The following is a 25,671-nucleotide window of genomic DNA, read 5'->3' as shown; positions in this document are numbered from 1 at the left end:
TGCAGAGGACACACGCTTGTATCCCGCTCCCCCGTCCACCACGGATTAGCCGACGCGCCATCGAAGACATCGATGCCGTAGTGGGCGTTGCGCCGCGGCGCGCCAAGTGGGATCCGCTCAGCGCCACCGCCTGCCGCCCGGATTCAAGGCGCGATCGTCTTCGGGTCCTGGCGCGCCTTCAATGCGCTGCACAACATGATCGCCTCGTGGGTTTGCGCCAGGCCCCGCTTGACCCCGGCGACATCCCCGAGTTTGGGCTGGAAAAAGTCTTGCACGCGCTGCGCCTCGGCCTCTGAACAGCTGCCGCTGGCCGCAGTCGACGGCAATTGGCCGCCAGCAAATGAACCGGTACGCGCCACGATCTGCGCGTAGTGGCCGGTGAACCATTGCCACAACGCCGTGCGCTCGGCCACGGTATCGCGGCCGCCGCTGAGAATCATGCGCATTTCACCGACCTTCACGTCCTTGCTCAGGGCAAAATTGCGCGCCACGTCCGCCTCGGCACCTTGCGCGTGGCTGAGCGCGCTGAGCATGGCATTGCGCGCCACCGGGTCGGTGGTCTTGGGAATGGCCGCAATCAGCTCGTCCACGGCCGGCTTGCCGCGCTCGGCCACCGCCACGGACAGCGCCGAACGCAACAAGTCAGGATCGGCCGCCGCAAGGTTTGGCAAGCCGTCCTTGCCCAGTCGCAAAGCCGCATCCCCCTGTTTGAGCAGGGCGCTGCGCACCCGCGGCAGTTCAAACGTCAAGCCGAGCTCACGCGCCAGCGCGGTGCGCAACAGCGCGTCGTCCGCCGATTCGCCAGCCCGGCGGTGGTAGCCGAGTGCCTGCAGGCGGGGCGAGTACGCCTGCTCCACCGCGCTGCGCACCGCCACCCGTTGCGCGCCGGTCTGCGCCTCGTGGCCATAAATCCAGGCGACCGTAGCCAGCGGCGCCAACGCCACCTGGCGCACCTTCGAGCGCGCCAGCTCGCGCATCGACATCAGCACCTCGTCGGCACCAAGGTCGCCACGCTCGAACGCGGCGCGCACGGAATCGGCGTAGGCCAATTGCTCGCCATCGCTGCGTTGCGCGATGACCTTGGTGAGCGCGGCGCGGTCCGCCTTGTCCATGGCGTAGCGGTAATAGCCTTCGCCGTCGGCATTGGGCATGTACCACGCCGGGCACTGACCACCGGTGACGTGCATGTCCATGGATTTCTTGTCCAGGAGCTGGCACTGCGTGCCATTGGGGAAACGCACGCACACTGGGATACCCCAGGTCCGATCCGCCTCGCCAGCCGAGCCCAGCGGCAGGTAGCGGCTTTGCGCCAGGTTCAGCACTGCGCCGGCCTTGCCGTCGCAATGCAGTTTCGCAGACACCAGCGGCACGCCATTTTGATCGAGGAAACTCTTGAACGCCTGCTTGAACGTGTCGTCCTTGCCGGCGGCTGCGGCAATCGCATCGACCAGGTCATCGGCATTGGCGTTGCCGAATGCGTGTGCCTTGATATAGGCCTGCATGCCGCGCTGGAACACGTCCGGGCCGACGAAGTGCTCGAACATGCCGATCACCGCGGCGCCCTTCTGGTAGGTGATGCCGTCGAACGCGGTCGCGATGTCGCCATTGCCGGTGATCGGCTGGCGGATCATGCGCGCGCTGACGAGGCTGTCGCTGCGCATCGCACCCTGCCCGCCCTCGATACGCTCGAGATCACCGCGCCACTCGGGATGGATCTCCTCGGTCACCTTTTGTTCCATCCAGGTGGCAAAGGCTTCGTTGAGCCAGATGTCGTTCCACCAATCGAGCGTCACCGTGTCGCCGGTCCACTGGTGGGCCAGCTCATGCGCCTCGACACTGAACGTGCTGCGCACCGCGCCGGGCGTCGAATCCTTGTCCAGCAGCAACAGCCAGTCGCGGTAGGTGACCAGTCCGGCGTTCTCCATGGCGCCGGCCGAGAAGTCCGGGAGCGCAGCGAGATCGAGCTTGCCGAACGGATAGCCGAAGCCGTAGTACTTCTCTTCGGCTTCGATGATGCCGGGCACCATGGCCAGGGCGCGTTCCATCTTCGGTCCGTTGCCCTTGGTGGCAATGCCGCGCACCGGCACCGGCTGCGCGCGCCACTGGTTCGCCGGGATGCTCGGGCCATCGACGATGTCCCAGGGCCCGACCGCCCAGGCGTAGAGATAGGTTGGCAGTGGCTTGGTTGCCTCGAACGTCACCGTCTTCCAGCCCTGGCCAGCTGGCTTGGAGCTGGCCTGCGGCGCATTGGCGACGGCCTGGTCCACATCCGGAATGGTGAGGCTCAGCGTCAGCGGCGCCTTGAAGCCGGGCTCATCGAAACTGGGAAACGCAAAGCGCGCGCTGATCGGCTCCATCTGCGTCATGGCGTAGGCGTCGCCGGCAAATACGACCTTGTAATAGCCCTGCAGGGTCTGGTTGTACGGCGCGGTGAAGTCGATCGCCAGCTCGAGTTTTTGTGGCTGCAGCGTTGCACCGAAATCGATGCGGGCCACGCCGGCGCGCTCGGCGTCCTTGGATGCCGCGCCGTCGTACTTGCCGGCATACGCCTTGCCCGCGGCATCGGTCACGGTGACTGACGCGACCTTCAAGTCCTTGCCATGCAGCCACAGGTGGTCCGCGGCCTGCTTCAACTGGACGCCGATGCGAACCGTGCCGGTGTAACCGGATTGCGCAGGGTCGCTCTTGAGCGCGAGATCGTAGGACTCGGGCACGACCCAATCGGGCAACCGGGTCAAGGGCGGAGCTTCGGCAGATTTCGCCGCGGTGGCGGTTGCCGCCGATGGCGGCATCGGCGGCGCTTCCGGGCCCGAGCAAGCCACCAGGGCTACCGCCAGCAGGCCGGCCACCACCATCGCGGGAATCATGCGCATCGTTCCGGTCTCTCCAGTCATCTGCCCTGGAGTGCAGCACGATCAACTGGCCGAGGCAAGTGACGGAAGTCTCTCCGCGCGCCTAATCGAGATACTCGATGTCGCCGCGTGGTTGCGGTGGCAGCTTGATCGCCAGCGCCTTCACCGGCCCCTCCCGCACCAGCGTGCCGCCATGGGCGGTGCCGGCGGGAATGACGATGAGGCTGCCAGGTTTGAACTCGCGGCGTTCGCTGCCGAGCCACATTGCGCCGCTGCCGGCGACGATGTATTGGATTTCGGTGGTGTGCATATGCCGATGCTTCGCCACGTTGCCGGATTGGATACCGATCGTGCCGCTGGCCGTGGCAACCAGCGTGCGGGCGCGCATCTCCCGATTGGACGTCGCAGGCAGATCGGCATGTCCCAGCGCGAGCAGGTCGATCACTTCCGGCTGCAGCGGAGCCGGCACGGCCGGCGCCTGGGCTTGTGCCTCGCCCAGCGCGTGCTGCGCCAGTGGCGAGAGCAGGAGTCCGGCCGCGAAGGCCAGGCCGGTTGCGGCGGCGGTCTTGAGGCGCATCGGTGGTCTCCGTCCCGGAGGTGGCGAGTGGGGTTGTCGCATCAGTATAGGCGATTGCAGCGGCTGCGCCGCGCCCGTCTCCCCTCGCCGCGTCGAGCCCGCGTGACCCCAGCGACAGGCCGGGCCGCGCTAGAAACTCGAACCGGGCTGGCTGAGGAATTCCAGCTCTTCGACGCTGCTGGTCCGCCCCAGCACCTCGTTGCGATGCGGGTAACGCCCGAAGCGCTCGATGATGACCCGATGCCGCAGCTCGGCTTTGTAGTTCTCCGGTGGCGCGAACTCGCGGAACAAGGCCTCGGCTTGCACATGGATCAGGCGTGACTCGCTGTGCATGTACGGCATCAGCAAAAAAGCGCGCTCGACCGGCACCAGGCCACGGTGCAGGCCAGCAGCCACCGCCTCCTGGGCCAGTACCAGCGCCATCGGATCCTGGGCAAAGGCCTGCGGCGTGCCGCGATGGACGTTCCGCGAGAACTGGTCGAGCACGATGATTTCCGCGAGACGGCCGCGCGCACTGGCGCGCCACGCATACTGCTCGCCCTCTGCCGTGTCTTGCAGCAGGCGCAGGAAGCGCTGCCGGATTTCCGCATCGAAGGCCGGATCGCTGGCAAACCACTGCGCAGGATCGATTTCCTCGAACCAGAACTTCAGCACTTCCTCGATCATGGGTTGCTCCGGGCTTGCCGTGACGGGGACGAATCGCTCAACGCCGCGTGGCCTGGTCATAGTCGCGCGGGCGGTCGAGAACCAGCCGGCTGCCGCGCATCACGCTGACCGCGTCGATGTTCAGCACACCGGGAGCCCGCGGGCCAGCGGCAGCGGTAATGGATCCAGCTCGGCGCACGGGAACTTCCGCGCGGCAGGTCAATGGTCGGCAAGCGTGGGATGCGGGGCGGCATGCCCCGCTCAGCCGCCCTGGCTCCAGGGCTTGGCCTCGGCGAGCATGGCCCGCAAGCCGGCTTCATCGAGCTTCGCCAGCACCTGCTCCGCCTCGCCGAAATTGGCCGCCTCCGTCCCCATGGAGCGCATCAGCACCTGGTCGCCGCCAATGCACCCAAACACCAGCACCACGTCACCAAACGAACCTTCGATCAGCGCAGCCTGCCAGTGGCCACCCTCGCCGTCGTCAAAATTGCGCATGGAACCTGGTCCGCGGAAAGCTCCATGGTAAACCCATGCCCGTCCCGGCCAACCGGCTTGATGTGGCCAGGATTCCTCAGCCAGGCCAACGCGGATCGAGCACCATCCCTTGCTGAGTCCCTTCCACCGCGCTGACGTAAGCCTTGGCCACGTCCACCGCAGGCAAGCCGGGCGTCGCGTCCATGCCAAGCTTGACCAGCGTTTCCCTGACCCACGGCGGGCTGACGACGTTGATGCGCAATCGTCGCGGCATTTCCAGCGCGGCAGCGCGCGTGAAACCTTCGAGACCCGCGTTGACCAGCGAAATGGACGCGCTGCCTGGCATGGGATCGCGCGCAAGGATCCCAGCGGTCAGGGTGATCGAGCCACCGTCCCGCAGTCGGTCCTTTGCGATCCGCGCCAGCGCCACCTGCCCCATGAGCTTGCTGCGCAGGCCCAACGCATAATCCGCGTCATCCAGCTCCGCAAAGGGCCTGAAGGTCGCATCGCCGGCACAACAGACAACTGCGTCAGCGTCGCCCACGGCATTGAACATGCCGCGGATGGAGGCCGCGTCCTCCAAGTCGACCTTGATCTCGTCATGTCGGCTTGCGGCAATGACTTCATGTCGCTTCGCGGCCAGGGCCTTCGCGACCTCCGCGCCAATGGTGCCGGTGGCACCAACGACGATGACTCTCATGGCGTCTTCCTCTTCTGCAGCAGCAATCTCGAACTATACGCTCGCAGGGGACGGCTCCCGCTGCCGCATCATCGAGTCCCGACTCAGGCCTTCTCCTGGTACGCGCGTTCGACGCGTGTGATGAACGCGCGAAATTCCGTCATGTAGTTGCGCAGAAACTCGGCGGTCGTATCGACCGTGACCTGGCCGTCATCCGTGATCAGGCCAGGTGTGGCCTGGATATAGGCCTCGACCGTGTTCATGAGTGGCGCATTGCAGAAGCACAGCACGCCGCGCAGGCTCTGCTGCGCAACCGCGGTGCCGATCGCGCCCGGCGACGTACCGATGATCGCGCACGGCTTCCCGGTGAACGAATTCTTGCCCCACGGACGACTGGCCCAGTCGATCGCGTTTTTCAAGCCGCCGGGAATCGAGCGGTTGTATTCCGGCGTCACGAACAGGATGGCGTCGGTGGCGGCGATCCGCTGCTTGAACTCGCGCGCGACCGGCGGGTAATCGGCGTCGTAGTCGTAGCTGTACAGCGGAAGATCCCCAAACGGGATTTCCGTCATGTCCAGTTCCGGCGGCGCGAGATTGATCAGCACCTTCGCCAGTTTGCGGTTGATCGATGCCTTGGCGAGGCTCCCCACGAAATAGCCTACCTTGTACTTGGACATGACGGACTCCTTGGGTGCGGTGGGTTGTTGCTGCGACGAAAAGCCTGTGATCCAATCCGGTACGACGCCGAAGACCGGTGTTCCGGGCTCCGCCGCGGTATCCGACCGTGAAGCGTGCAGGCGGGCGACCCTGACCACTCAAGGCTTCCTGTGATCGCGCTTTGGCGCAGTTCCATCCAGGTCGCGCGTCGAGACCAAGGCCACCCGCGCAGCCGGCAGATGCCAGCCATGACGAATCGCGGCGTAGCGCAAGGCAAAACACGCCAGGCCGCCCACCATCGTCGAAGCGACGGCCGAGACGTTGCGGACCGCAGCGAGCGCACCACTGATGGCGAATACGAACGTCCCGCCGAGATCGAGCGTGGTAAGCAAAATGCGGGCAACGTCCTGTTCCATGCGCAAGGACCGTCAATGGAGGAGTGGATTACGTCGCGAGCCACGCCCGCGCCGCGATCACCAGCGTCTCGACCCCAGTCTCCAGGGTCGGGTGCAGCACCGGCAGGAAATGCGGGCTGTGGTTGCTCGGGATCTCGTTGATGCGGTTTGCCGCCTTCGCCTTCGCGTAGGTGTCGGGATCCGTGCCGCCGACGAACCAGAACACCGAAGGCACGCCCCACGCGGCGCCGAACGAGCCAAAGTCCTCGCTCGCCGCAGCCGGGCCGGTCTCACGGATGCGCGCAGGGGGAAAGTATTGCCGGAACGCTTCGACCACACGCTGCGTCGCTGCCGCGTCATTGCTGACCAGCGGATACCGATCCAATGCGGTGATCTCGGGCGCCTTCGGGGCGCCCGAAGCGGCCGCTTCGGCGTTGACGATACGCGTGATCGCGGCGAGCACGCGCTGACGCACGCCGGCGTCGAACGTGCGCACGTTGAGCTTGATGACGGCCTCGTCCGGGATGACATTTTCCTTGGTGCCGGCCTGGAGCGCACCGACGGTGACCACCGCCGATTCGGTGGGTGCGACTTCGCGGGCCACGACGCCCTGCAGCCGCATGACCGTCGCCGCCGCCATCACCACCGGGTCGATGCTGGTCTGTGGCATCGAGCCATGCGCGCCACGACCGAACAAGCGGATCTGGAAACTGTCCGCGGCCGATGTGATCGTGCCGGTGCGTCCGCCTATGGCCCCGGCAGGTCCGACCATGACGTGCTGGCCGAGAACCACGTCGGGTTTCGGGAAGTGCAGGAATAGTCCATCGTCGATCATCGCCTGCGCGCCGGCCGCGGTTTCCTCTGCAGGCTGGAATACCGCCAGCAGCGTGCCCTTCCAGGTGTTTCGCATTTGCGCCAGCAAGGTCGTCGCACCAACCAGCCAAGCGACGTGCATGTCGTGCCCACAGGCGTGCATGACCGGCACGGTCTTGCCATCCGGGTCGATCGCGGTGGCCTTGCTCGCGTAAGCGACGCCGGTCGCTTCCGCGATCGGCAAGGCGTCCATGTCGGCCCGCAGCATCACGGTTGGCCCGTCGCCGTTCCTCAGCAGGCCGACCACACCCGTCTTGCCGACCCCGGTGGTGACATCGTATCCAGCCGCGCGCAATCGATCGGCCGCGATGCCGGCCGTGCGCGTTTCCTGCATGGACAATTCCGCGTGCGAGTGGATGCCGGTGTAGAGCTTTTCCAGGTCTGGCAAAAGGCCATCGACACCAGATGCAATGGCTCCAGCTGACCGAGCCTGTGCCGTCATGCCCGCTGCCTCCCGTTGACCCGACCGCCCATGCGCCATCTATTGCCGCGGACAACACGATCGTTAAAAGGCAGGAAGAACTACGCCTCTGAGTGTTTTGACCGCGTGAAAAGCCGCGGCGCCCCAGTGCCGAGGCATGACCGCCGGCGGGCCGCAACGATTAACCGGGGTGTCGCGCGGCGTCAGCTCAGCCGCACTTGGAATAACCGCAGTTAAGGCAGGTCTGGCAGTTGTCCATGAGTACCATGGCCAAGGTGTTGCACTTGCCGCACAGTTGCGAACCCGCAGGGAAATTGGATGCGGCGGGAGTGACCATTGCGGCGGCTTCAGCGGCGCGAGGCGTGCCTGCCTCGGTGCTGGTGCCCGCCGCCTCGTAGGCTGCGCGCTTCTCGGCCATCAGCTGGCGCCGCCCTTCGTCGAGCTCCGGGCCCTTCATCATGCCGATGTCCGTCAGGTGCTGCTCCAGCACTGCACCAATCTCGGCCACGATGGACGGCATGTATACGCCACCCGCCTTGAAGTAGCCGCCACGCGGATCGAACACGGCCTTCATCTCCTCGGCGATGAAGGCAATGTCGCCGCCCTTGCGGAATACCGCGGACATGACCCGCGTGAGGGCCACGATCCACTGGAAATGATCCATGTTCTTCGAGTTGATGAAGATCTCGAAGGGTCGGCGCTGCTCGTTCGGCGTGCCGGCGTTGAGCACGATGTCGTTCAAGGTGACGTACAGCGCGTGCTCAAACAGCGGCGACTTGATCTTGAAGGTGACGCCGAGCAAGGTCTCCGGCCGCTCCAGGCTTTCATGCATCTGGATCACTTGGGCTGTCTGCGGCGCCGCCGGCGCGCTGTCCGCCACCGCTGCGGCGGCCGACTTTTCGGCCGGGGTGACTACGCTGTAGCCAGTGATTTTCTGCTTGATCTTGGTCGTCATGGAATTTGTCTTCGACTGTTGCCGCTACCCTTCAATGTGGGGGCACAGCATGGAAAAACGCACCCGGCCCGGTCTTGTGCCGGGCCGGGTGCCAGTACCACCGGTGTTGCCGGCGGCCGGCGATGGCAGCCGTAAGGCTGTCCCGCCAATCCGCCGCCCTGCTGGCAGTGGACCACGAGAACCGCATTGCCTGCGGCTTGCTGCGGGCGGACTTGTGCCGCCTTGGTACACCGGTGGCGGGTGCCCATGGGCGCCCGGACTCCGGTTGAAACTGGTGCGGGCCACGCCGGCATCAGAACTTGCCGTAATAGCCTTCCTTCAAGGCATCGAACAGGTTCGCGGCCGTGTGGGTCTCGCCGTCATATTCCACTTCCTCGTTGCCGGGGACCTCGAGCACGCTGCCGTCGGCCAGTTCGAAGCGGTACAACGTGTTCGCCAGGTCGGATTCCTTGACCAGCACGCCCTGGAACGCGGCCGGATTGAAGCGGAACGTGGTGCAGCCCTTCAGGCCCTGCCTGTACGCGTAGAGATAAATGTCCTTGAAATCCTCATAAGGATAGTCGGTCGGCACGTTCGCAGTCTTGGAAATGGACGAGTCGATCCACTTTTGGGCAGCCGCCTGGATGTCCACGTGTTCCTTGGGGCCAATGTCGTCGGCGGCCACGAAGTAGTCGGGCAACTGGTTTTCGGCGTCGCCGCCGGTCGGCGTCGCGTCGGCGTTGATCAAGGCGCGGTAGGCGAGCAATTCATAGCTCAGCACCTCGACCTTTTCCTTGGTCTTCTTGCCTTCGCGGATCACGTTGCGCGAATAGCTGTGGGCGAAACTTGGCTCGATGCCGTTGCTGGCGTTGTTGGCCAGCGACAGCGAGATCGTGCCGGTCGGGGCGATCGAGCTGTGGTGCGTGAAGCGCGCGCCGGTTTCGGCGAGCGCCTGGACCAGCTCCGGCGCCACCGCGGCGACGCGCTGCATGTAGCGCGAGTACTTTGCATGCAGCACGCGGCCGGGGACGGCATCGCCAATCCGGTAGCCATCGGCGGCCATTTCCGGACGCTTGCGCAGCATCTCGCCAGTCACCGCGAACTCCTGCGCCAGGATCGGCGCCGGGCCCTTTTCCTGCGCCAGCTCCAGCGCCGTCTCCCAGCCGGCCAGCGCCATCTCCCGCGACACCTGCTCGGTGAAGGCGACGGCCTCCGCGCCGCCGTAGCGATGCTTGAGCATGGTCAGGGTCGAGCCCAGGCCGAGGAAGCCCATGCCATGCCGGCGCTTGGAGAGGATCTCGTCGCGCTGCTGCGCCAGCGGCAGCCCGTTGATCTCCACCACGTTGTCCAGCATGCGTGTGAACACCTTCACCACCGCGCGGTATTCGTCCCAGTCGAAACGTGCCTTCGGCCCAAACGGATCGCGCACGAACGTGGTCAGGTTGATCGAGCCCAGCAGGCAGGAGCCGTACGGCGGCAGCGGCTGCTCGCCGCAGGGGTTGGTGGCGCGGATGTGCTCGCACCACCAGTTGTTGTTCATCTCGTTGACGCGGTCGATCAGGATGAAGCCCGGTTCGGCATAGTCATAGGTGGACACCATGATCAGGTCCCACAGGTGCCGCGCGCGCACCGTGCGGTAGATCTTGCAGGCAACCAGGCCGTCCTCGCGGGCAATGTAGTTCTCGTGCGTCGGCCACTCGCGCCAGACCACCTTGGCCGGATCGGCCAGGTCGATCTCGTCGCGCTCCTTGACGTGTACCGGGAACACCAGCGGCCAGTCGGCATCGGCTTCCACCGCCTGCATGAAGCCGTCGGTGATGAGCAGGCTCAGGTTGAACTGGCGCAGTCGGCCGTCCTCGCGCTTGACACGGATGAATTCCTTGACGTCGGGATGGCTGATGTCGAACGTCCCCATCTGCGCGCCGCGCCGGCCGCCAGCCGAGGACACGGTGAAACACATCTTGTCGAAGATGTCCATGAACGAGAGGGGGCCCGAGGTATAGGCCCCGGCGCCCGAGACGTAGGCACCACGCGGGCGCAGCGTGCTGAACTCGTAACCGATGCCGCAACCGGCCTTCAAGGTCAGGCCGGCTTCGTGGACCTTGTCCAGGATGTTGTCCATCGAGTCGCGGATCGTGCCCGAGACCGTGCAGTTGATGGTGGACGTGGCCGGCTTGTGCGCCAGCGCACCCGCGTTTGAGGTGATCCGGCCGGCAGGAATCGCGCCGCGGCGCAGCGCCCAGAAAAAGCGCTGGTACCAGTGCTCGCGCAATTCCGGGGTGGCCTCCACCTCGGACAAGGCGCGCGCCACGCGCTGCCAGGTCTCCTCCACGGTGTGGTCGACCGGAACGCCAGACTTGTCCTTGAGCCGGTACTTCTTGTCCCAGATGTCGTATGACGCGGGCTGCAATGGAATTTCCACTGCCGCACCGCGCCCCGGCAGCGGTGTGACATCCGGATGGGTGATCGGCGCGCGGACTGTACTCATTGGACCTCCGGGTGCTCTGCTGGCCCCGTTGCGGTGACTGGAATGTGGTGATTTGATCTGCGGTGGTCATGGCGGACCGACCTCGCTTCCCCAGGGTCTCGCCACACCACGATCACCAGATTTTGTTGAAGAAAACCGTCACAGGCACAAGATATTGTGTGAAGCGACAGAGGTTCTAGTTAACCCTGGACAGCCGACAATGTAAAGTAGCAGCGCAACAGCCGCCACTGGCGGCCACGGAACCTGTCGCGACCGCTGCAGTCGAAACCCGTGCCCAGCGCTCCAGCAGCCTTCCGCGCGGACGAAACCCGGCACACGAGCGGCGGACGATGCCATGTCCGCGTGGCTTGGCTGTGGCGGCCGCGCACGCAAGCCAACCGTTACATCACCACTGTCATGCGGAGATTGCCATGCCCGACCGAACAGCACGCCTTGCGTTGGGCCTGATCGCAAGCCTGGGCTTGCTCCTGCTCGGCACATGGCCACCCCAATCGGTCGCCGCAGCGTTGCCGGCCGCCGTCGATGGCCAGCCCATGCCGTCCCTGGCGCCGATGCTGGAGCATGTCACTCCCGCGGTGGTGAACATCTCCACCAAGACGCGGGTGCAGGTACCCGAGCGCTATTTCGACGATCCGATGATGCGGCAGTTCTTCGGCTTGCCGCCGGCCCCGCGCGAACGCGTCGAACAAAGCCTGGGCTCGGGCGTGATCGTGGATGCCGCCAAGGGCTACGTGCTGACCAACAACCACGTCGTGGCAGGCGCCGACGACATCAGCGTGACCCTGCAGGACGGACGCAGCTTCAAGGGCAAGCTGGTCGGCACCGACCCAGACACCGACGTGGCCGTGGTGCGGATCCCGGCGGAAAGCCTGCATGCGCTGCCACTGGCCGACTCCTCCAAGCTGCGCGTGGGCGACTACGTGGTGGCCGTGGGCGAGCCGTTTGGCCTGAGCGAGACGGTCACCGCCGGCATCGTCTCGGCGTTGGGGCGTTCTGGCCTGGGGCGCGGTGCGGGAGGCTCGGGCGGCTACCAGAACTTCATCCAGACCGACGCCTCGATCAACCCTGGCAACTCCGGCGGCGCACTCGTCAACCTGCGTGGCGAGCTGGTCGGCATCAACTCGATGATCTTCTCGCCATCCGGCGGCAATGTCGGCATCGGCTTTGCCATCCCCAGCAACCTCGCGGGCGAAGTCATGGCGCAGCTCATCGCCCATGGCAAGGTCCAGCGCGGCAGCCTGGGGCTGCAGGTGCAGGCGATCACGCCACGCATCGCCCAACTGCTCAAGCTGGCCAACCGCAATGGCATCGTGGTCACCGGGGTCAGTGCGGACTCGCCGGCGGCGCGGGCAGGCCTGCAGCCGGGCGACGTGCTGACCACGCTGAACGGCAAGCCGTTGCACGGCGTCGACGAATTGCGCAATGCCGAGGGCCTGCTCCCCGTCGGCAGCACGGTGCAGCTCGGCGTGCTGCGTGACGGCAAGCTGCGCCAGGTCGGCACAAGGCTCGAGGTGGAAAAGCTCGCCACGATCGACGGCGGCCAGCTCGACCCGCGCCTGCAAGGCGTGCGCTTTGCCGAGCTCAGCCAGAGCCAACGCGGCCAAGGCATGTATGGAGTCGCGATCAGCGCCGTGCAAAACGGTAGCCGCGCCGCGAACGCCGGCCTCGCCGCCAATGACGTCCTGATCGGCATCGGGAACCAGCGCATCACCAGTTTGCGCATGCTGCGCGGCCTCGCCGGCACCCACTTGCGCCAGCTGGTGCTGGTGGTGGCCGACGCCGCCGGCAATACGCGCTACGTGTTGCTGCAATGACGACCGGCGCCGGCAGCCACGCCGGCTGCAGATGCCAGATCGGCCACCATGGCCTATCCTAATGGCGCATACCGGCATGGACGTCACGTCAGCTGCGCACGGAGCACCTTTCACTTCTTGATCGCAGGTCCGTGCCCGCCATGTCCGTTCGTTCCGCCAGCTTGATTTGCACCGCTCTCGCCGGGCTCTGCCTCGGCGCGCCGAGTCTCGCCGCCAGCAGCGCCACCAAGGCGAAGTCCCGATCCTCCACCCCGCCCAAGGCCACGCTCATCTGGCGTGGTGACGTGGCGACCGCAACGAGCGTCTTCGACAAGGTCGCCCGCGCCTGGGAACGTGCCGGACACGGCAAGATTGAACTGCAGCCATTCAACACCGCATCGGGCATCGACGCCGTGGCCAGTGGCCAGGCCGACCTCGGCGGCAGCGCACGCGCCAGCAGTGCCAGCCCCGAAGACCAGAACCTTACCTTCACCCCGGTGGCCTGGGACGCCCTGGTGATCGTCACCCAATCCGGCAACCCGGTCAGCAACCTCACGCTGCGGCAGGTGCACGACATCTACTACGGCAAGATCAGCAACTGGAGCGAGGTGGGCGGCAAACCGGCTCCGATCGACGTCTACGCCGTGGCCAGCCCGAAAGACGGCGTCGAATTCAGCTTGCGCAGCCTGCTGTTTGGACGTGGTACGCAGCCGGTGGCGGCGCCCCGCCTGTACGTCAACACGCACATGCTGGAGAAGGGCATCGAACTCAACGCGAACGGACTGGGCGTCGATACACTGGCCGACATCCGGGGCAAGCCAAAGCTGAAAGCCTTGTCGATCAACGGCGTCGCCCCGAGCGCTGAAAGCCTTGCCGACGGCAGCTATCCGTTGTTCACCCCGCTGTATGTGGTCACCAATCCACGCAGCAGCAAGGCCGCGGACGCGCAGGCCTTCATCGACTTCGTCAACTCCGCACCAGGCGCCGCAGCCTTGCGTCAGGGTGCGGTACTGCCGTACGCCGATGGCGCAGCGCTGGCGGCGGCGGACGCTGCGCGCCGCGAGCGCATCCTCGCCGCCATCGACATGCATGCGCCACGTCCCGCGGCCCCAGCCGGCACCACGTCAACACCAGCCATCGCGCCCACAGCCCTGGCGATTGCCAGCGCAGGCAGCACCGCCCAGCCGGCGCCAGTGGCCGTCGCCGCCACGTATACCGTGGGCAAGGGCGATACCTTGTCGACGATCGCCAAGAAACATGCCGTGCGCCCCGAACAGCTGCGCGAATGGAACCACCTCAAGAGTGACCGGTTGCAGCTCGGGCAATCGCTACGCATCAGCATCAAATAGCGCGCCACCGGGTTTGCGCTCGCCAGAAAGCCGGCATCGCGTGGCTGCACCACGGGTAGTAGCACCTCCACGCTGCAGCGCCCGGAGTCAGAAGGCCGCCACCGAACCGGGCATCGATTGACGTGCTCCGCTGCGACGGGCGACGGCAACCCAGGTCGCGCCCGAAACCAGCTCAACGGCCGGCCGGCGGCCTGGCCACGGAGGCGGCCGCCACGGGCCTCGTCGACGGCATGGAGAATCTGCCGCCGTAGGGCAGGGCCGCGGCCGCCAGGGCGGGATCGGCCTTGAGCAGGCCGACCGCGTCAAACAGGATGTGCGCGCTTTCGTCCAGCGGCGCGTCCTTGGCGTTCTTGGCGTCCTTTTCTTCCTTGAGCTCGCTCTTCAAGCTGCGCTCGTTCGCGTTCAGGCCGTCGTCGAGCCCATTGTCCTCGTCGATCAGCGCGGCATCGCTGCCGTCGATGGCCTTGTGCCGGGTGCGGAACTCGGCCTGGATCGCCTCGTCCTGCTTGCGCTCGGCTTCGCGTGTGGCGAAATTGAGCGAGATCGACTTCTTGCCGCGCACGATCTTGTATTGGGCGATCTCGTCCAACATCAGCTTCCACGACGGCGATGCCGCCACCCTTGCCGCGTGCAGCTCCTGCAGGCGCGGCAGGTAGGCCGAGAAATCCGCCACCGGCTGGTACGGCGCTGGCGCGATGTGCGTCCACGGCAACGCATTGTCATAGGTCGACTCGCCGAAGTCCTTGGCGTCGCCGTTCTGCGGGAACTCGATGTCCGGGGTGACGCCGCGCAACTGGGTGGACCCCCCGGTGATGCGGAAAAACTCGGCGATGGTCATCTTCAGCTCGCCAAACTGCGGCTTGCCTTCAGTGTTATGGCTAAAACGATCCAGGTCGACGAGATTCTGCACCGTTCCCTTGCCAAACGTGGGCTCGCCGATGATGAGGCCGCGGTGGTAGTCCTGCATGGCCGCGGCAAAGATCTCCGAGGCCGACGCCGTACCGCGATTGACCAGCACCGCCAGCGGCCCGCTCCAGAGCATGCCCGGCTCGTCGTCGCCCTGCACGTCGACCTGGCCGCGGGCATCGCGCACCTGCACGACCGGCCCGGTGTCGATAAACAGGCCGGCCATGGATTCGGCCTCGGCCAAGGAGCCGCCGCCGTCGTTGCGCAAGTCGACCACCACGCCCTGCACGCCCTCGGCCTTGAGCTCGACCAGCAGTTTGGCGACGTCACGCGTGGCGCTCTTGTAGTCCTTGTCGCCGCGGCTGCGCGCGCTGAAGTCCGAATAGAACGAAGGCAGATCGATGATGCCGATCTTGCGCGTCACCCCGCCATCGGTGATGTCGATGACCTTCTTCTTGGCCGCCTGCTCTTCGATGCTGACTTTCTTGCGCACCAGGGTAATGTTCTCGTGCTTGCCATCGGGACCCGCATCAGCAGGCAGGATCTCCAGCCGCACCGTGGTGTCCTTCTTGCCCCGGATCAGGTTGACCACGTCATCCAGGCGCCAGCCGATCACGTCGACCATGGTTCCATTGGCGCCTTGGCCGACACCGACGATGCGATCGCCAACCTTGATCTGACCGGACTTGACGGCTGGCCCGCCCGGCACCAGCTCGCGAATCTGCGTGTAGTCGTCGCGTGCCTGGAGCACCGCGCCGATGCCTTCCAGCGAGAGCTTCATGGCGATGTCGAAGTTCTCGGCCTGGCGTGGGCCGAGGTAATCGGTGTGCGGATCGGTGGTCTCGGCGTACGCGCTCATGAAGGTCTGGAACGCGTCCTGGCTGTCGAGCTGCTTGATGCGCTCGATGTAGCCGCTGTAGCGCTTTTCCAGCGTCTTGCGGATTTCCGCGTCGCTCTTGCCGGCCAGCTTCAGGCGCAGCCAGTCGTTCATGGTGCGCTTTCGCCACAGCGCGTCCAGCCCGGCCGCATCCTTTTCCCGAGGTGCATCCTTGCGGTTGAAGACGTAGCTTTCATCGCCGGAAAAATCAAAACCCTTCGCCAGCAGGCCGCGCGCATAAGTCATGTGCGCTACTGCGCTCTTCAAGTAGGCGTTGAAAATCGCAAATGGGGCGCTGAGGTCCTGGTTCCAGATGGCGTCGTCAAGCTTGGTCTTGATCGGCGCGAAGCGCGCCATATCGGCCTGGTCGAAAAACACCTTCTCCCCGTCGAGCAACTTGAAATAGGCGTCGTAAATGCGCGCCGACATGGCGTCGTCGAGCGGCTGCGCATCGTAGTGGAAGCGCGTCAGGAAACGCGCCGACAGCTGCGCGGCCTGGGTTTCATTTTGCGTGGGCTGCAACGGCCACACCGAAGCCTTGCGCGTGTTGTCGCCGGCACCAAGCTCGGCTGCCGATTGCGCAAATGCACTCGTCGTTACGGCCAACGCGAGCAACAGCAGCAAGGAAGGGCGAAAAGTCATGGAAATTCTCAGGCGAACCCTGGCGGGGCTGACCGCTACCGGTCAGCCGACATTAGGGAAAATACAGGGGGCACGATGTACAGATTATGGACAGCCTCGGTTTTGCCCAAGTTCCGGCGTCAAGCGACCCAGCCCGGAGCATGCCGCGTGACGCGACCATTGCCAGGTCGTGGGTCCGTGCCCCGCCAGGCGCCGGACTGTCCCAGCGACCGCAAGGCGACGCGGATCTCACCTGGCCATCTGCGCCAAAGACGTCCGCGCCGCACCGGCTTCCTTGGCGGAAAGCCTGGGCAGGCGGGGCTCGGCAAGCCGGGGGTGGAATCCGAATCGGACGCAGAATGCATCGAGCAACACATCTTCGACATCCGCCAGCACCGACGGACCGCCATAGTCTAGCATTTGCGTGACCGCCAAACCCTTGTAGCCGCATGGATCGATGCGCTGGAATGGTTCGAGGTCCATGGCCACGTTGAAGGCCAGGCCGTGCAGCGTACAACCCCGCCGAACGCGCAGGCCGAGGGCACCAATCTTGGCTGCGCCGACGTAGACCCCTGGTGCGCCCGCATGGCGCTCGCCGACGATGTCCCAGTGTGCCAGCGTGTCGATCAGCACCTGCTCGATGCCGTGCACCAGATCGCGCACGCCAAGGCCAGCGCGACGCAGGTCGAGCAAGGGATAGCCGACGATCTGCCCGGGCCCGTGATACGTCACCTGCCCACCGCGGTCCACTGGAATGAGCGGAATCGCACCCGGCGCCAGGACGTGCTCCATCCTGCCCGCCTGGCCGAGGGTGAACACCGGGTCGTGCTCGAGCAGCCAGAGCTCGTCGGGCGTATCCGTGCCGCGCCGGTCAGTGAAGGCGCTCATCGCATGCCACACCGGGACATAAGGCTGCCGCCCCAGGCGTCGCACGTTCAGCGGTCGCGGCACCATTGGCCGCGTCACAGTGTGTAGCGGACGGCCGGATGCGCCCGCAGCGCGGTATGCGCCGCCTCGTATTGAGCCCGGTCGTCGCAACGGATGGTGACCGTGACCGAGACGAAATTGCCGGCGCTGGAAAGCCGTTGGCGCACTTCCGCGCCGGCCAGCCGCACGCCGGCCTGCTCCAGCAACAACGGCAGCTGCGAGGTCAGGTCGGCATCGCTCGCCCCCACGGCCGTGATCTCGAACTGTCCCGGGAACTGGAAGCCGGTGGCGGTGCCCGTTGCCTGGCCCGGCGGCGGTGATACGCTCATTGACCGACCTTCACCGCCGTGTTGCCGGCGGCCCCGCTATGGAACCAGAGCAGGATCGAATCCCACAGGCGCGAGAAGAAACCACCCTGCGGCGCATCGGCCACCGCCACCAGCGGCACGCTCTGCAGCGGCTGGTCACCCAGACTCACGTGCAGGGTGCCGACTTTCTGGCCCTTGTGAAAAGGTGCGATCAGGGTGGCGGGGATGTCCATTGACGCCTTGAGCTTGTCGTATTGGCCGCGCTTGACGGTGATCAGCAGATCCTCGCTCACCCCCAGCGGTAGCGTATCGGCGGCACCTTTCCACAAGCGCGGTGTCGCCAGGGCCTTGCCGGCGGCAAACAGCTTGTGCGTTTCGTAGAAGCGGAAACCGTAATTCAGCAGGGCCATCGCCGAGTCGGCGCGGGCTTTCTCGGAACTGGCACCCATCACGACCGCGATCATGCGCGAGTCGCCTTGCTTGGCCGACGCCGCCAGGCAGTAGCCGGCCTCGGCGGTGTGCCCGGTCTTGATGCCGTCCACGCTGGGATCGCGCCACAGCAAGGTGTTGCGGTTGCCCTGCTTGATCCCGTTCCACTCGAATTCCTTGATGGCCGAGATGGCATAGTCGTCCGGGAATTGCCGGATCAGCGCCCGCGACAGGATGGCGAGGTCGCGCGCCGAGGCAAAGTGATCGTCGGCCGGATAGCCCGAGGCATTGGCGAAATGCGTATTGGTCATGCCCAGCTGCTTGGCGTACGCGTTCATCAGGCCAGCAAAGGCCTGCTCGGAGCCTGCCGTATGCTCGGCCAACGCGATCGCCGCATCGTTGCCGGACTGGATGATCATGCCGTACAGCAAGTCCTTCAGCGGCACCTGGCTGCCGAGCTTGAGGAAGCTGGTCGAGCCGTCGGTGCCGGCACCACCGCCACGCCAGGCATGCTCGCTGATGGCGACCGGGTCGGTCAGGTGGATGTGGCCGTTGGCAATCTCGGCCGAAACCACGTAGTCGGTCATGATCTTGGTGAGCGAGGCTGGTGCGCGGCGCGCGTCTGGGTCCTTCTCGGCGATGATCTGGCCGGAGGCGTAATCCATCAGTACCCAGCTCGCGCCGTCGACGTCCGGGGGCGGCGGTACCGGCACTTCCGGCACTGTCGGACGCGGCACCCGGGGTACCGGCGTGGGCGCTTGCGCCAAGGCCAGCCCGGCGAGGAAGGTGAACGCAGCGAGCGGAAGCAGCGTGGTGCGGAAAAACTTCATCGGATCATCAGTCCAGTTCGTGGTGCGCTGGTCGACACGCACAGGGTGGAAGGAGACGGCACTCGCGGAAAAACCTTTTCAGTTTACCGCGACGCGCGGGCGCGGCAGTCCCAAGTCCACGACCCGTGCGCTGACGGCGTCGGCTTGTGCCGCATCAGGCAATGGCCCAAGACGCACGCGATGCACAGCGCGACCGTCGACGCTCACCGCTGTGACCTGCACCGGCGCCAGGTGGGCTTGCTGCAAACGGGCCGCCACGCGCTGCGCGTTGGCGGCATCGGCAAACGCCCCGACTTGCAGGAAAATGCCAGCGGGCACCTCGGTGCTGACCACCGGCGGCGGCGGCAGTTCCGCGCCACGCCCCGGCGGGTCGATGCCGCGTACCTCGACCATGCCCGAACCCTTGGGCCAAATACCGATCTTCACCGCCGCCACATAGGACAGGTCGATGATGCGGCCTGGATGAAACGGCCCACGGTCATTGACCCGAACCACCACGCTCTTGCCATTTTCCAGGTTGGTCACCCGCGCGTAGCTGGGCAAGGGCAGTGTCTTGCTGGCGGCACTGAACTGGTACATGTCGTAAGGCTCGAGGCTCGAAGTCTTGTAGCCATGGAACTTCTCGCCGTAGTACGAGGCAACCCCGCGCTCGTCATAGCCGCTGGCCGAAGGCAACACGGTATAGGTCTGCCCGTTGACCGTGTACGGCGAACGGTTGCCGTACAGCGAGCGGGGTTCGACCATGGGTATGGGCTCGGGCAGCTTGCTGATGTCCGGCGGCTGGCTCGGCACGCTGTCGCGGCGCTGGCGGTAGCGCTCGGCCTGCGAGCGGCTCAAGTCGTCGCCGGTGGCGCGGTCCACGGATGCCGATCCGCTCGAGGGCGACTGTGCTGCCGGCCGTGCGCGATGGCCGGCGCAAGCACCCAGCAGCAAGGACAGCACACCGGGCAGCAGCAGCGCCGCCAACCTCACGACGGGCGATCCCGGGCCTGCACGCCACCCATGATCGCGTCGGCCAGCTGGCTGACCGCCAGCGCGTACATCGGACTGCGGTTGTAGCGGGTGATGACGTAGAAGTTCTGGAAGGTGAGCCAGCATTCCTCGCCGTGTTCGCCCTGCATGACTCGCAGGCTGCTCGGCAGCGCCGGATCCAGCGCCTGCACCGGTGCATAGCCCCAGGCCTCGAATTGTTCCAGCGGCCAGCGCGGCTGGCTGTCATCCACCTCGACGGCCTTGGCCGAGGGTTGCCGTTGCGCGCGCGCGGCGACCGGAGCGCCGCTGACCCAGCCATGTTGCTTGAAGTAGTTCGCGACGCTGGCGAAGATGTCCGGCAACGAGGCCTTCAGGTCGATGCGCCCGTCATCGTCGGCATCCACCGCAAAGTCGCGGATACTGTCCGGCATGAACTGTGGCCAGCCCTGGGCCCCGGCGTACGAGCCGGTCAGCGTATTCAACGGACCGGCCAGATGGCTGGCTGGCAGCTCCAACAATGCCTTCAGCTCGCCGCGGAAGAATGTCGCCCGCGGCGGGTAATACAGGCCCAGCGTCACCAACGCATCCAGCACCTTGTAGCTGCCGGTGATGCGGCCATAGAACGTCTCCACGCCAAGGATGGCAACGATGTATTGCGGCGCCACGCCATAGCGCAAGCCGATCTGTTCCAGCAACGGACGGTGCCGCTCATAGAAGGCGACGCCCTGGTCGATGCGCTCGCGGGTCAGGAAGATCGGGCGATAGTCCTTCCACGGCTTGGCCTCGGCCGGCCGGCTGATGGCATCGATGATGGCCTGCTTGAACTCCGCCGCGTCCAGCAAGGCGTTGAGCTCAGCCGGATTCTTGCCACTGGCCTGCGCCACCTCGGCCACCAGTTGCGCCTGCCCTGGGTGCTCAGCGAACGCCGGCGCGACGCAGGCAAACGCGGGCATCAGGCCCGCCAAGGCAAGGCAAACCCGCCGGCAGCAGGCCACAGCCACTGGCTCCACGGCGTCTGGACGACTCACTGACTGCATACGCAGAGCCTAACATGCCACCACCATGTGATTCGAAATATCCGGCTCACTCGTGGGCACGGCGATTGGCGTGGATCGACATCAGCATGCCGAAGCCGGTCAGCAGCGAGACAGCCGACGTGCCACCGTAGCTGACCAGCGGCAGGGGTACGCCGACCACCGGCAACATCCCTGCAATCATGCCGCCGTTGACAAATACATAGACAAAGAAGGCCATGCCGATCGCGCCGGCCAGGAGGCGCGAATACGTGCTGCGCGCCTGCATCGCGATCCACAGGCAACGGCCGATGATGAACACGTACAAAGCCAGCAGCAGCGCCACGCCAAGCAGCCCAAATTCCTCGGCAAATACGGCAAAGATGAAATCGGTGGTGTGCTCGGGCAGGAAATCCAATCGCGACTGTGTGCTGTGCAGCCAGCCCTTGCCGAAGATTCCGCCGGACCCGACCGCGATCTGCGATTGGATGATGTGCCAGCCGTTGCCCAACGGGTCGGATTCCGGATTGAGCAGAGTCAGGATGCGGTCGCGCTGATACTGGTGCAGAAAATGCCAGGCCAGTGGCACCGCACCAATCGCGGTCGTCAGCAACAAGCCGATGCGCCACCAGGCCATGCCGGACAGGAACAACGCGAACGCACCAGCCGCCGCCACCAGCAACGCCGTACCCAGATCCGGTTGTTCGGCAATGAGGATCGCCGGCAATGCAATCAGCGCGACGGTCACGGCAATGTCTTTCCATCCAGGCGGAAGGGTCCGGCCGTGCAGATACCAGGCCACCATCATCGGCATGGTGAGCTTGAGCAACTCGGCGGGCTGGAAGCGCAGGATGCCGAGGTCCAGCCAGCGGTCGGCACCGCGTCCTTCGCCAAGCACCGCCACCACCACGAGCAGGCTGCTGCTGAAGAGGTACAACCAAGGGGACCAGGCGCGCAGCACCACCGGCGGGATCCGCGAGACTGCCACCAACAGCAGCAGGCCGAGCACAAGGCGGCCCGCTTGACCGGCCACCATCGGCACATTGCCGTCACTCGCGCTGTACAAGGTCGCCAGGCCCAGCAAGCCCAGCAGCAGCAAGCTGCAGGCCAACGGCAAGTCGATACGCGGGCGGGTGAGGAGGCGTTGCGCGAAGCGCGCACTGCGGACACGCCAGGCCTCGATCACGGCTGCGCCCCGCCGGCGGCCATCTGCGGTTGCACTCTGGCGGTATCCGCGGGACGCGCAACGGGCTGCGCCGGCTGGCCCGCCGGCGCGCGGACCGGCCCACTGAGCGTTGCCGCATCCTGCAGACGCTGGGCCCCAATCAGGCTGCCACCGTGCAGGTTCAACCACACGTCCAGCATGCGCCGCACGATCGGTCCGGCGTCCGCGGCGCCCCAGGCTCCGGCTTCAAGCAGGACGGCAATCGCAATCTGCGGATTGTCCGCCGGGGCATAGGCGACGAACCACGCCCGGTGCCGGGTGGCCAGGTAGGTCGTGTTCTTGTTGGTGTCATAGGCATCGGTAGTCCGCGAATAACGCTCGGCCGTCCCGCTCTTGCCGGCAATTGCGTAGGGGAAGCCGGCGTTCAAGCCGCGGCCGGTGCCGGCCGTCATCACCGCCCGCATGCCCTCGTCGATCACGTTCCAGTCCTTGGGGTCCTTGATCAGCGACGGCCCACTGGGCGGGTTGACCAGCGGCGTGCGCCGCTCCTCCCCGGCGCTACGGGTGGCCATGACCAGTCGCGGCGCGTGAGCGACGCCGTGGTCGGCCAGGGTTGCCAGCGCGTGGGCGAGCTGCAGCGGCGTCACGGCCCAGTAACCCTGGCCGATGCCGGCAATGATGGTTTCTCCTGGAAACCAGGGATTCCTGTCGTGCGCTGCCTTCCATGCCCGCGAGGGCATGATCCCGGCGGATTCGCCCAGGGTGTCGATGCCGGTGTCGGCGCCAAAGCCGAAACGTCCCATCCAGGCGCTCAGCCGGTCGATGCCCAAATCCAGCGCCAACTTGTAGAAATAGGTATTGGTCGACAACTGGATCGCCCGCACCATGTTCACCGTGCCGTCGCCGTCGCGATGGTCGTCGCGGTAACAGCGGGGATTGCCGGGCAGGCAGAACTTGCCAGTCGAGAGCACGGTGTCCTGTGGGGTACGCAGGCCGTACTCCAGGCCACCAAGCGCCAGAAACGGCTTGATCGTGGAGCCGGGCGGGTAGCTGCCGGCGAGCGCCCGATTGAACAAGGGCTTGGCCTGGTCATCGGTGAGCGCGTGGTAATCAGCCTGGCTGATGCCGTTGACGAACAGGTTGGGGTCGAACGTGGGCACGCTGACCATGGCCAGCACCTGCCCGTTGCGCGGATCGATCGCGACGGCGGCACCCGCGCGGCCATCAAAGGCCGCCGCGGTGGCCTTCTGCAGCCGCGCATCGATGCTGAGGTACAGGTTGTTTCCTGGCGTGGGTGCATGGCTCTCGAGCACGCGTTGGGCACGCCCATCGGCGTTCACCTCGACCAGCTCGTAGCCCGGCTTGCCATGCAGGCTGTCTTCGTAGGCGCGCTCCAGGCCGATCCGACCGATGTGGCTGGTGCCCTTGTAGCGGGCCGGATCGAGATGCTTGAGGTCATCGGCATCGATGCGTCCGACGTAACCCAGCACATGCGCGAACTCCTCGCCCAGCGGGTAATGGCGGATCATGTATGGCACCACGTCCACCCCTGGAAAGCGCCAGCGATTGACGGCGAAACGGTCGATTTCATCCTCGGTGAGGTGCATCTTGAGCGGCACGCTGTCGAACCGGCGACTCTGCTTGAGCAGCGCATGAAACGCATCCAGGTCGTCCTTGCCGAGCGGCACCACCGCACCAAGCTCGCGCAGGGTGGCCGCCATATCCTTGACCTGCTCGGGCACCACTTCCAGACGGAATGCCGGCACGTTGTCCGCCAGCAGCACTCCGTTGCGGTCGTAGATCAGGCCCCGCGCGGGCGCCAGCACTACTGGCTTGACCCGGTTGTCCATCGCCCGCGTGGCAAACTCGTCGTAGCGGGCGATCTGCAAATATGCGAAGCGGCTGAGAAGTGCCACCAGGGCCAGCACAATCAGCCCGAAACCGACCAGCGCCCGGCGCCGGAAGGTGGCGCTTTCGTGTTGTGCGTCCTTGATGGAGCTGCGCCCGGTATTCACTGGATCCGCGCCCGCACGCGCAGGTCATCGAGCAGCAGGAACACGAACGGCCAAAGCGCCGCGCCAACCACGGGCGATAGCCACCAGCTCGCGGGCGGGAGCGAGCCACCCGACAACATGCGCACGATCAGCAAGAGCAGGCGGTCATTCAACAACAAGGCCAACACCGCTGCGGTGAGTTGCCACATTGGGAACAAGCGCAAGCGCGCGCGGAAGCGCGTGGCGATGAAGACCAGGGCACACAGGCGCAGTGCCTGCTCGCCAAGTACCACGCCCACCAGCACATCGGCCACGAGCCCTAGCACGAACGCCAAACCCAGCGTGACGCGGCCTTCCGACTCCAGCGTCCAATACAGCAGGACCAGGGCCGGCCAATACGGCTTGGAGGGCTCGAGCACATCGGGCAGCGGCACCAGCATGAGCACCAGCGAAAGCGCCAGCGTTCCGCCAAACCACCAGTTGCCAGCGTGTGGACGGCTCACGGCTGCGCTCCGGAAACCGGCCTCGCCGGCGTGGGTACGGTCCCTGCGCTTCCCGGCCGAACTTGGCGCACCGCGCCACTGCTGGCCGCCGGCGCGAGATCGGCAGGTGGCCCGACCGGCTTCTCCGGCGCCGGTGGCCCCTGGGGATCGGCCAGGTCATGCAGCAACAGCACGTCGTCTGCGCGATCGATGTTGGCCGCCGGCGTGGCATGCGCCAGGAGAAAGGCGCCGCCAGGCGCGGGCTGGACACTGCGGATCGTGCCAACGGGAAACCCCGAGGGGAAACGGCCGCCGATGCCCGAAGTCAACAGGCGGTCACCGGCGTGTACGTTCGCCGCCAAGGGCAGGTCTGGCAACGTCAAGGTGCTGCCATCACGCGAGCCATAGGCAATCGTGCGCACGCCGGTACGTTCCACCACGACCGGCAAGGCATGGGTCGGGTCGGTAATCAGCATGACCACCGAGGTCGTCGGCAACACCTCGCTCACCTGGCCCAGCACCCCACGCGCGTCAATGACCGGCTGGCCTGGAGTAACTCCGTCGCGCGCTCCAAGGCCCAGGGTCAGGCGATAACGGAACGCCCCCAGGTCCACGCCGATCACGTGAGCCAATTGCACCTTGAGCTCCAGGCTGTGTCGGGTATCCAGGAGCTCCTTCAAATGTGCATTCTGTTCGGCCACTGCGGCCATGCGGTTCAACTTCGCATTGGCCAGCAACAGGTCCTCGCGCAGGCGCTGGTTTTGTCCGGTCAGGGATTGACGATCGGCGAAGGCGGTGGTCAGCATGCGAATGCCTGCCGAGGGCAAGCCGGCCAGCCGGTAAACCGGCTCGACGACCAGTGACGCGCCGTAGCGTACGGTCCACAACCAGCCGTTGCGCTGATCGAGCACCATCAGCACCAGGGCCAAGGCCAGGTACAGGATCAAACGCAGCGTCCCGGCGGGGTTGCCGGCAAACAGCGGCGAGGATTCATCCCGGGCGCGTGCCAT

At 65.8% G+C, this 25,671-nt stretch carries 23 protein-coding genes; 2 read left to right on the top strand and 21 right to left on the bottom strand.

The window, feature by feature from the left end:
- Positions 1 to 143: 143 nt before the first annotated feature.
- From AC3WJB_RS04560 to AC3WJB_RS04510, 11 genes are all read right to left on the bottom strand, one after another.
- Entirely contained in the window at positions 144 to 2,873 is a 2,730-nt protein-coding gene (locus tag AC3WJB_RS04560) for a M1 family metallopeptidase (RefSeq protein WP_492679147.1), read from the bottom strand.
- Positions 2,874 to 2,955: 82 nt separating this feature from the next.
- Positions 2,956 to 3,429: a cupin domain-containing protein gene (locus AC3WJB_RS04555; RefSeq protein WP_492679145.1), complete on the bottom strand. Its 474-nt coding sequence runs from the start codon at positions 3,427 to 3,429 to the stop codon at positions 2,956 to 2,958.
- Positions 3,430 to 3,558: 129 nt separating this feature from the next.
- On the bottom strand, positions 3,559 to 4,095 hold the full coding sequence (locus AC3WJB_RS04550; RefSeq protein ID WP_492679143.1) for a DUF924 family protein: 537 nt from the start codon (positions 4,093 to 4,095) through the stop codon (positions 3,559 to 3,561).
- A 37-nt stretch (positions 4,096 to 4,132) separates the two neighbouring features.
- Positions 4,133 to 4,273, bottom strand: a complete 141-nt coding sequence (locus AC3WJB_RS04545) for a hypothetical protein (protein WP_492679141.1) — start codon at positions 4,271 to 4,273, stop codon at positions 4,133 to 4,135.
- A 62-nt stretch (positions 4,274 to 4,335) separates the two neighbouring features.
- Entirely contained in the window at positions 4,336 to 4,569 is a 234-nt protein-coding gene (locus tag AC3WJB_RS04540; RefSeq protein WP_492679139.1) for a hypothetical protein, read from the bottom strand.
- A 76-nt stretch (positions 4,570 to 4,645) separates the two neighbouring features.
- Positions 4,646 to 5,275, bottom strand: coding sequence for a short chain dehydrogenase (locus AC3WJB_RS04535; RefSeq protein WP_492683068.1), 630 nt, complete (start codon positions 5,273 to 5,275; stop codon positions 4,646 to 4,648).
- 56 nt (positions 5,276 to 5,331) lie between these two features.
- Positions 5,332 to 5,904, bottom strand: a complete 573-nt coding sequence (locus tag AC3WJB_RS04530) for an NADPH-dependent FMN reductase (RefSeq protein WP_492679137.1) — start codon at positions 5,902 to 5,904, stop codon at positions 5,332 to 5,334.
- Positions 5,905 to 6,042: 138 nt separating this feature from the next.
- Entirely contained in the window at positions 6,043 to 6,300 is a 258-nt protein-coding gene (locus AC3WJB_RS04525; RefSeq protein ID WP_492679135.1) for a hypothetical protein, read from the bottom strand.
- Between the two features lie 28 nt (positions 6,301 to 6,328).
- The gene (locus tag AC3WJB_RS04520) at positions 6,329 to 7,540 is read right to left on the bottom strand and encodes a M20 family metallopeptidase (protein WP_492679133.1); all 1,212 of its coding nucleotides are present in this window, start codon (positions 7,538 to 7,540) and stop codon (positions 6,329 to 6,331) included.
- A 241-nt stretch (positions 7,541 to 7,781) separates the two neighbouring features.
- The gene (locus AC3WJB_RS04515; RefSeq protein WP_492679131.1) at positions 7,782 to 8,528 is read right to left on the bottom strand and encodes a TSCPD domain-containing protein; all 747 of its coding nucleotides are present in this window, start codon (positions 8,526 to 8,528) and stop codon (positions 7,782 to 7,784) included.
- 292 nt (positions 8,529 to 8,820) lie between these two features.
- Positions 8,821 to 10,995: an adenosylcobalamin-dependent ribonucleoside-diphosphate reductase gene (locus AC3WJB_RS04510; protein WP_492679129.1), complete on the bottom strand. Its 2,175-nt coding sequence runs from the start codon at positions 10,993 to 10,995 to the stop codon at positions 8,821 to 8,823.
- A gap of 533 nt (positions 10,996 to 11,528) precedes the next feature.
- On the opposite strand from AC3WJB_RS04510, the gene AC3WJB_RS04505 reads away from it, so the two are divergent.
- On the top strand, positions 11,529 to 12,809 hold the full coding sequence (locus AC3WJB_RS04505; protein ID WP_492683066.1) for a Do family serine endopeptidase: 1,281 nt from the start codon (positions 11,529 to 11,531) through the stop codon (positions 12,807 to 12,809).
- Positions 12,810 to 12,949: 140 nt separating this feature from the next.
- A complete protein-coding gene (locus AC3WJB_RS04500; protein WP_492679127.1) occupies positions 12,950 to 14,137 on the top strand; it encodes a LysM peptidoglycan-binding domain-containing protein in 1,188 nt (395 codons plus the stop codon).
- A gap of 172 nt (positions 14,138 to 14,309) precedes the next feature.
- Here AC3WJB_RS04500 and AC3WJB_RS04495 read toward each other — a convergent pair whose 3' ends face one another.
- The 10 genes from AC3WJB_RS04495 to mreC all read right to left on the bottom strand — a co-directional run bounded on the left by AC3WJB_RS04495 (position 14,310) and on the right by mreC (position 25,671).
- Positions 14,310 to 16,562 (bottom strand): carboxy terminal-processing peptidase, encoded by a 2,253-nt coding sequence (locus AC3WJB_RS04495; RefSeq protein WP_492679125.1) that lies wholly within the window; start codon positions 16,560 to 16,562, stop codon positions 14,310 to 14,312.
- A gap of 228 nt (positions 16,563 to 16,790) precedes the next feature.
- Positions 16,791 to 17,495, bottom strand: coding sequence for a lipoyl(octanoyl) transferase LipB (gene lipB / locus AC3WJB_RS04490; protein WP_492679123.1), 705 nt, complete (start codon positions 17,493 to 17,495; stop codon positions 16,791 to 16,793).
- Positions 17,496 to 17,503: 8 nt separating this feature from the next.
- Positions 17,504 to 17,797: a DUF493 family protein gene (locus tag AC3WJB_RS04485; protein WP_492679121.1), complete on the bottom strand. Its 294-nt coding sequence runs from the start codon at positions 17,795 to 17,797 to the stop codon at positions 17,504 to 17,506.
- The gene (locus AC3WJB_RS04480) at positions 17,794 to 19,035 is read right to left on the bottom strand and encodes a D-alanyl-D-alanine carboxypeptidase family protein (protein WP_492679119.1); all 1,242 of its coding nucleotides are present in this window, start codon (positions 19,033 to 19,035) and stop codon (positions 17,794 to 17,796) included. Before AC3WJB_RS04480 ends, AC3WJB_RS04485 begins: the two co-directional genes overlap by 4 nt.
- A 78-nt stretch (positions 19,036 to 19,113) precedes the next feature.
- The gene (locus AC3WJB_RS04475; RefSeq protein ID WP_492679117.1) at positions 19,114 to 20,007 is read right to left on the bottom strand and encodes a septal ring lytic transglycosylase RlpA family protein; all 894 of its coding nucleotides are present in this window, start codon (positions 20,005 to 20,007) and stop codon (positions 19,114 to 19,116) included.
- Positions 20,004 to 20,960, bottom strand: coding sequence for a lytic murein transglycosylase B (mltB, locus tag AC3WJB_RS04470; RefSeq protein ID WP_492679115.1), 957 nt, complete (start codon positions 20,958 to 20,960; stop codon positions 20,004 to 20,006). The genes AC3WJB_RS04475 and mltB overlap by 4 nt, the downstream gene beginning before the upstream one ends.
- 130 nt (positions 20,961 to 21,090) lie before the next feature.
- Positions 21,091 to 22,206 carry a rod shape-determining protein RodA gene (rodA, locus tag AC3WJB_RS04465; protein ID WP_492679113.1) on the bottom strand — a complete coding sequence of 372 codons (1,116 nt, stop codon included), beginning with the start codon at positions 22,204 to 22,206 and terminating at the stop codon, positions 21,091 to 21,093.
- The gene (mrdA, locus tag AC3WJB_RS04460; protein ID WP_492679111.1) at positions 22,203 to 24,200 is read right to left on the bottom strand and encodes a penicillin-binding protein 2; all 1,998 of its coding nucleotides are present in this window, start codon (positions 24,198 to 24,200) and stop codon (positions 22,203 to 22,205) included. The genes rodA and mrdA overlap by 4 nt, the downstream gene beginning before the upstream one ends.
- Positions 24,197 to 24,682, bottom strand: a complete 486-nt coding sequence (mreD, locus tag AC3WJB_RS04455) for a rod shape-determining protein MreD (RefSeq protein WP_492679109.1) — start codon at positions 24,680 to 24,682, stop codon at positions 24,197 to 24,199. Before mreD ends, mrdA begins: the two co-directional genes overlap by 4 nt.
- Positions 24,679 to 25,671 (bottom strand): rod shape-determining protein MreC, encoded by a 993-nt coding sequence (gene mreC, locus AC3WJB_RS04450; RefSeq protein WP_492679107.1) that lies wholly within the window; start codon positions 25,669 to 25,671, stop codon positions 24,679 to 24,681. Before mreC ends, mreD begins: the two co-directional genes overlap by 4 nt.

This window comes from Rhodanobacter sp. FW510-R10 (assembly GCF_058781105.1).
The sequence above is the reverse complement of the archived record's forward strand: the minus strand, read 5'-3'. Positions and strand labels throughout refer to the sequence as shown.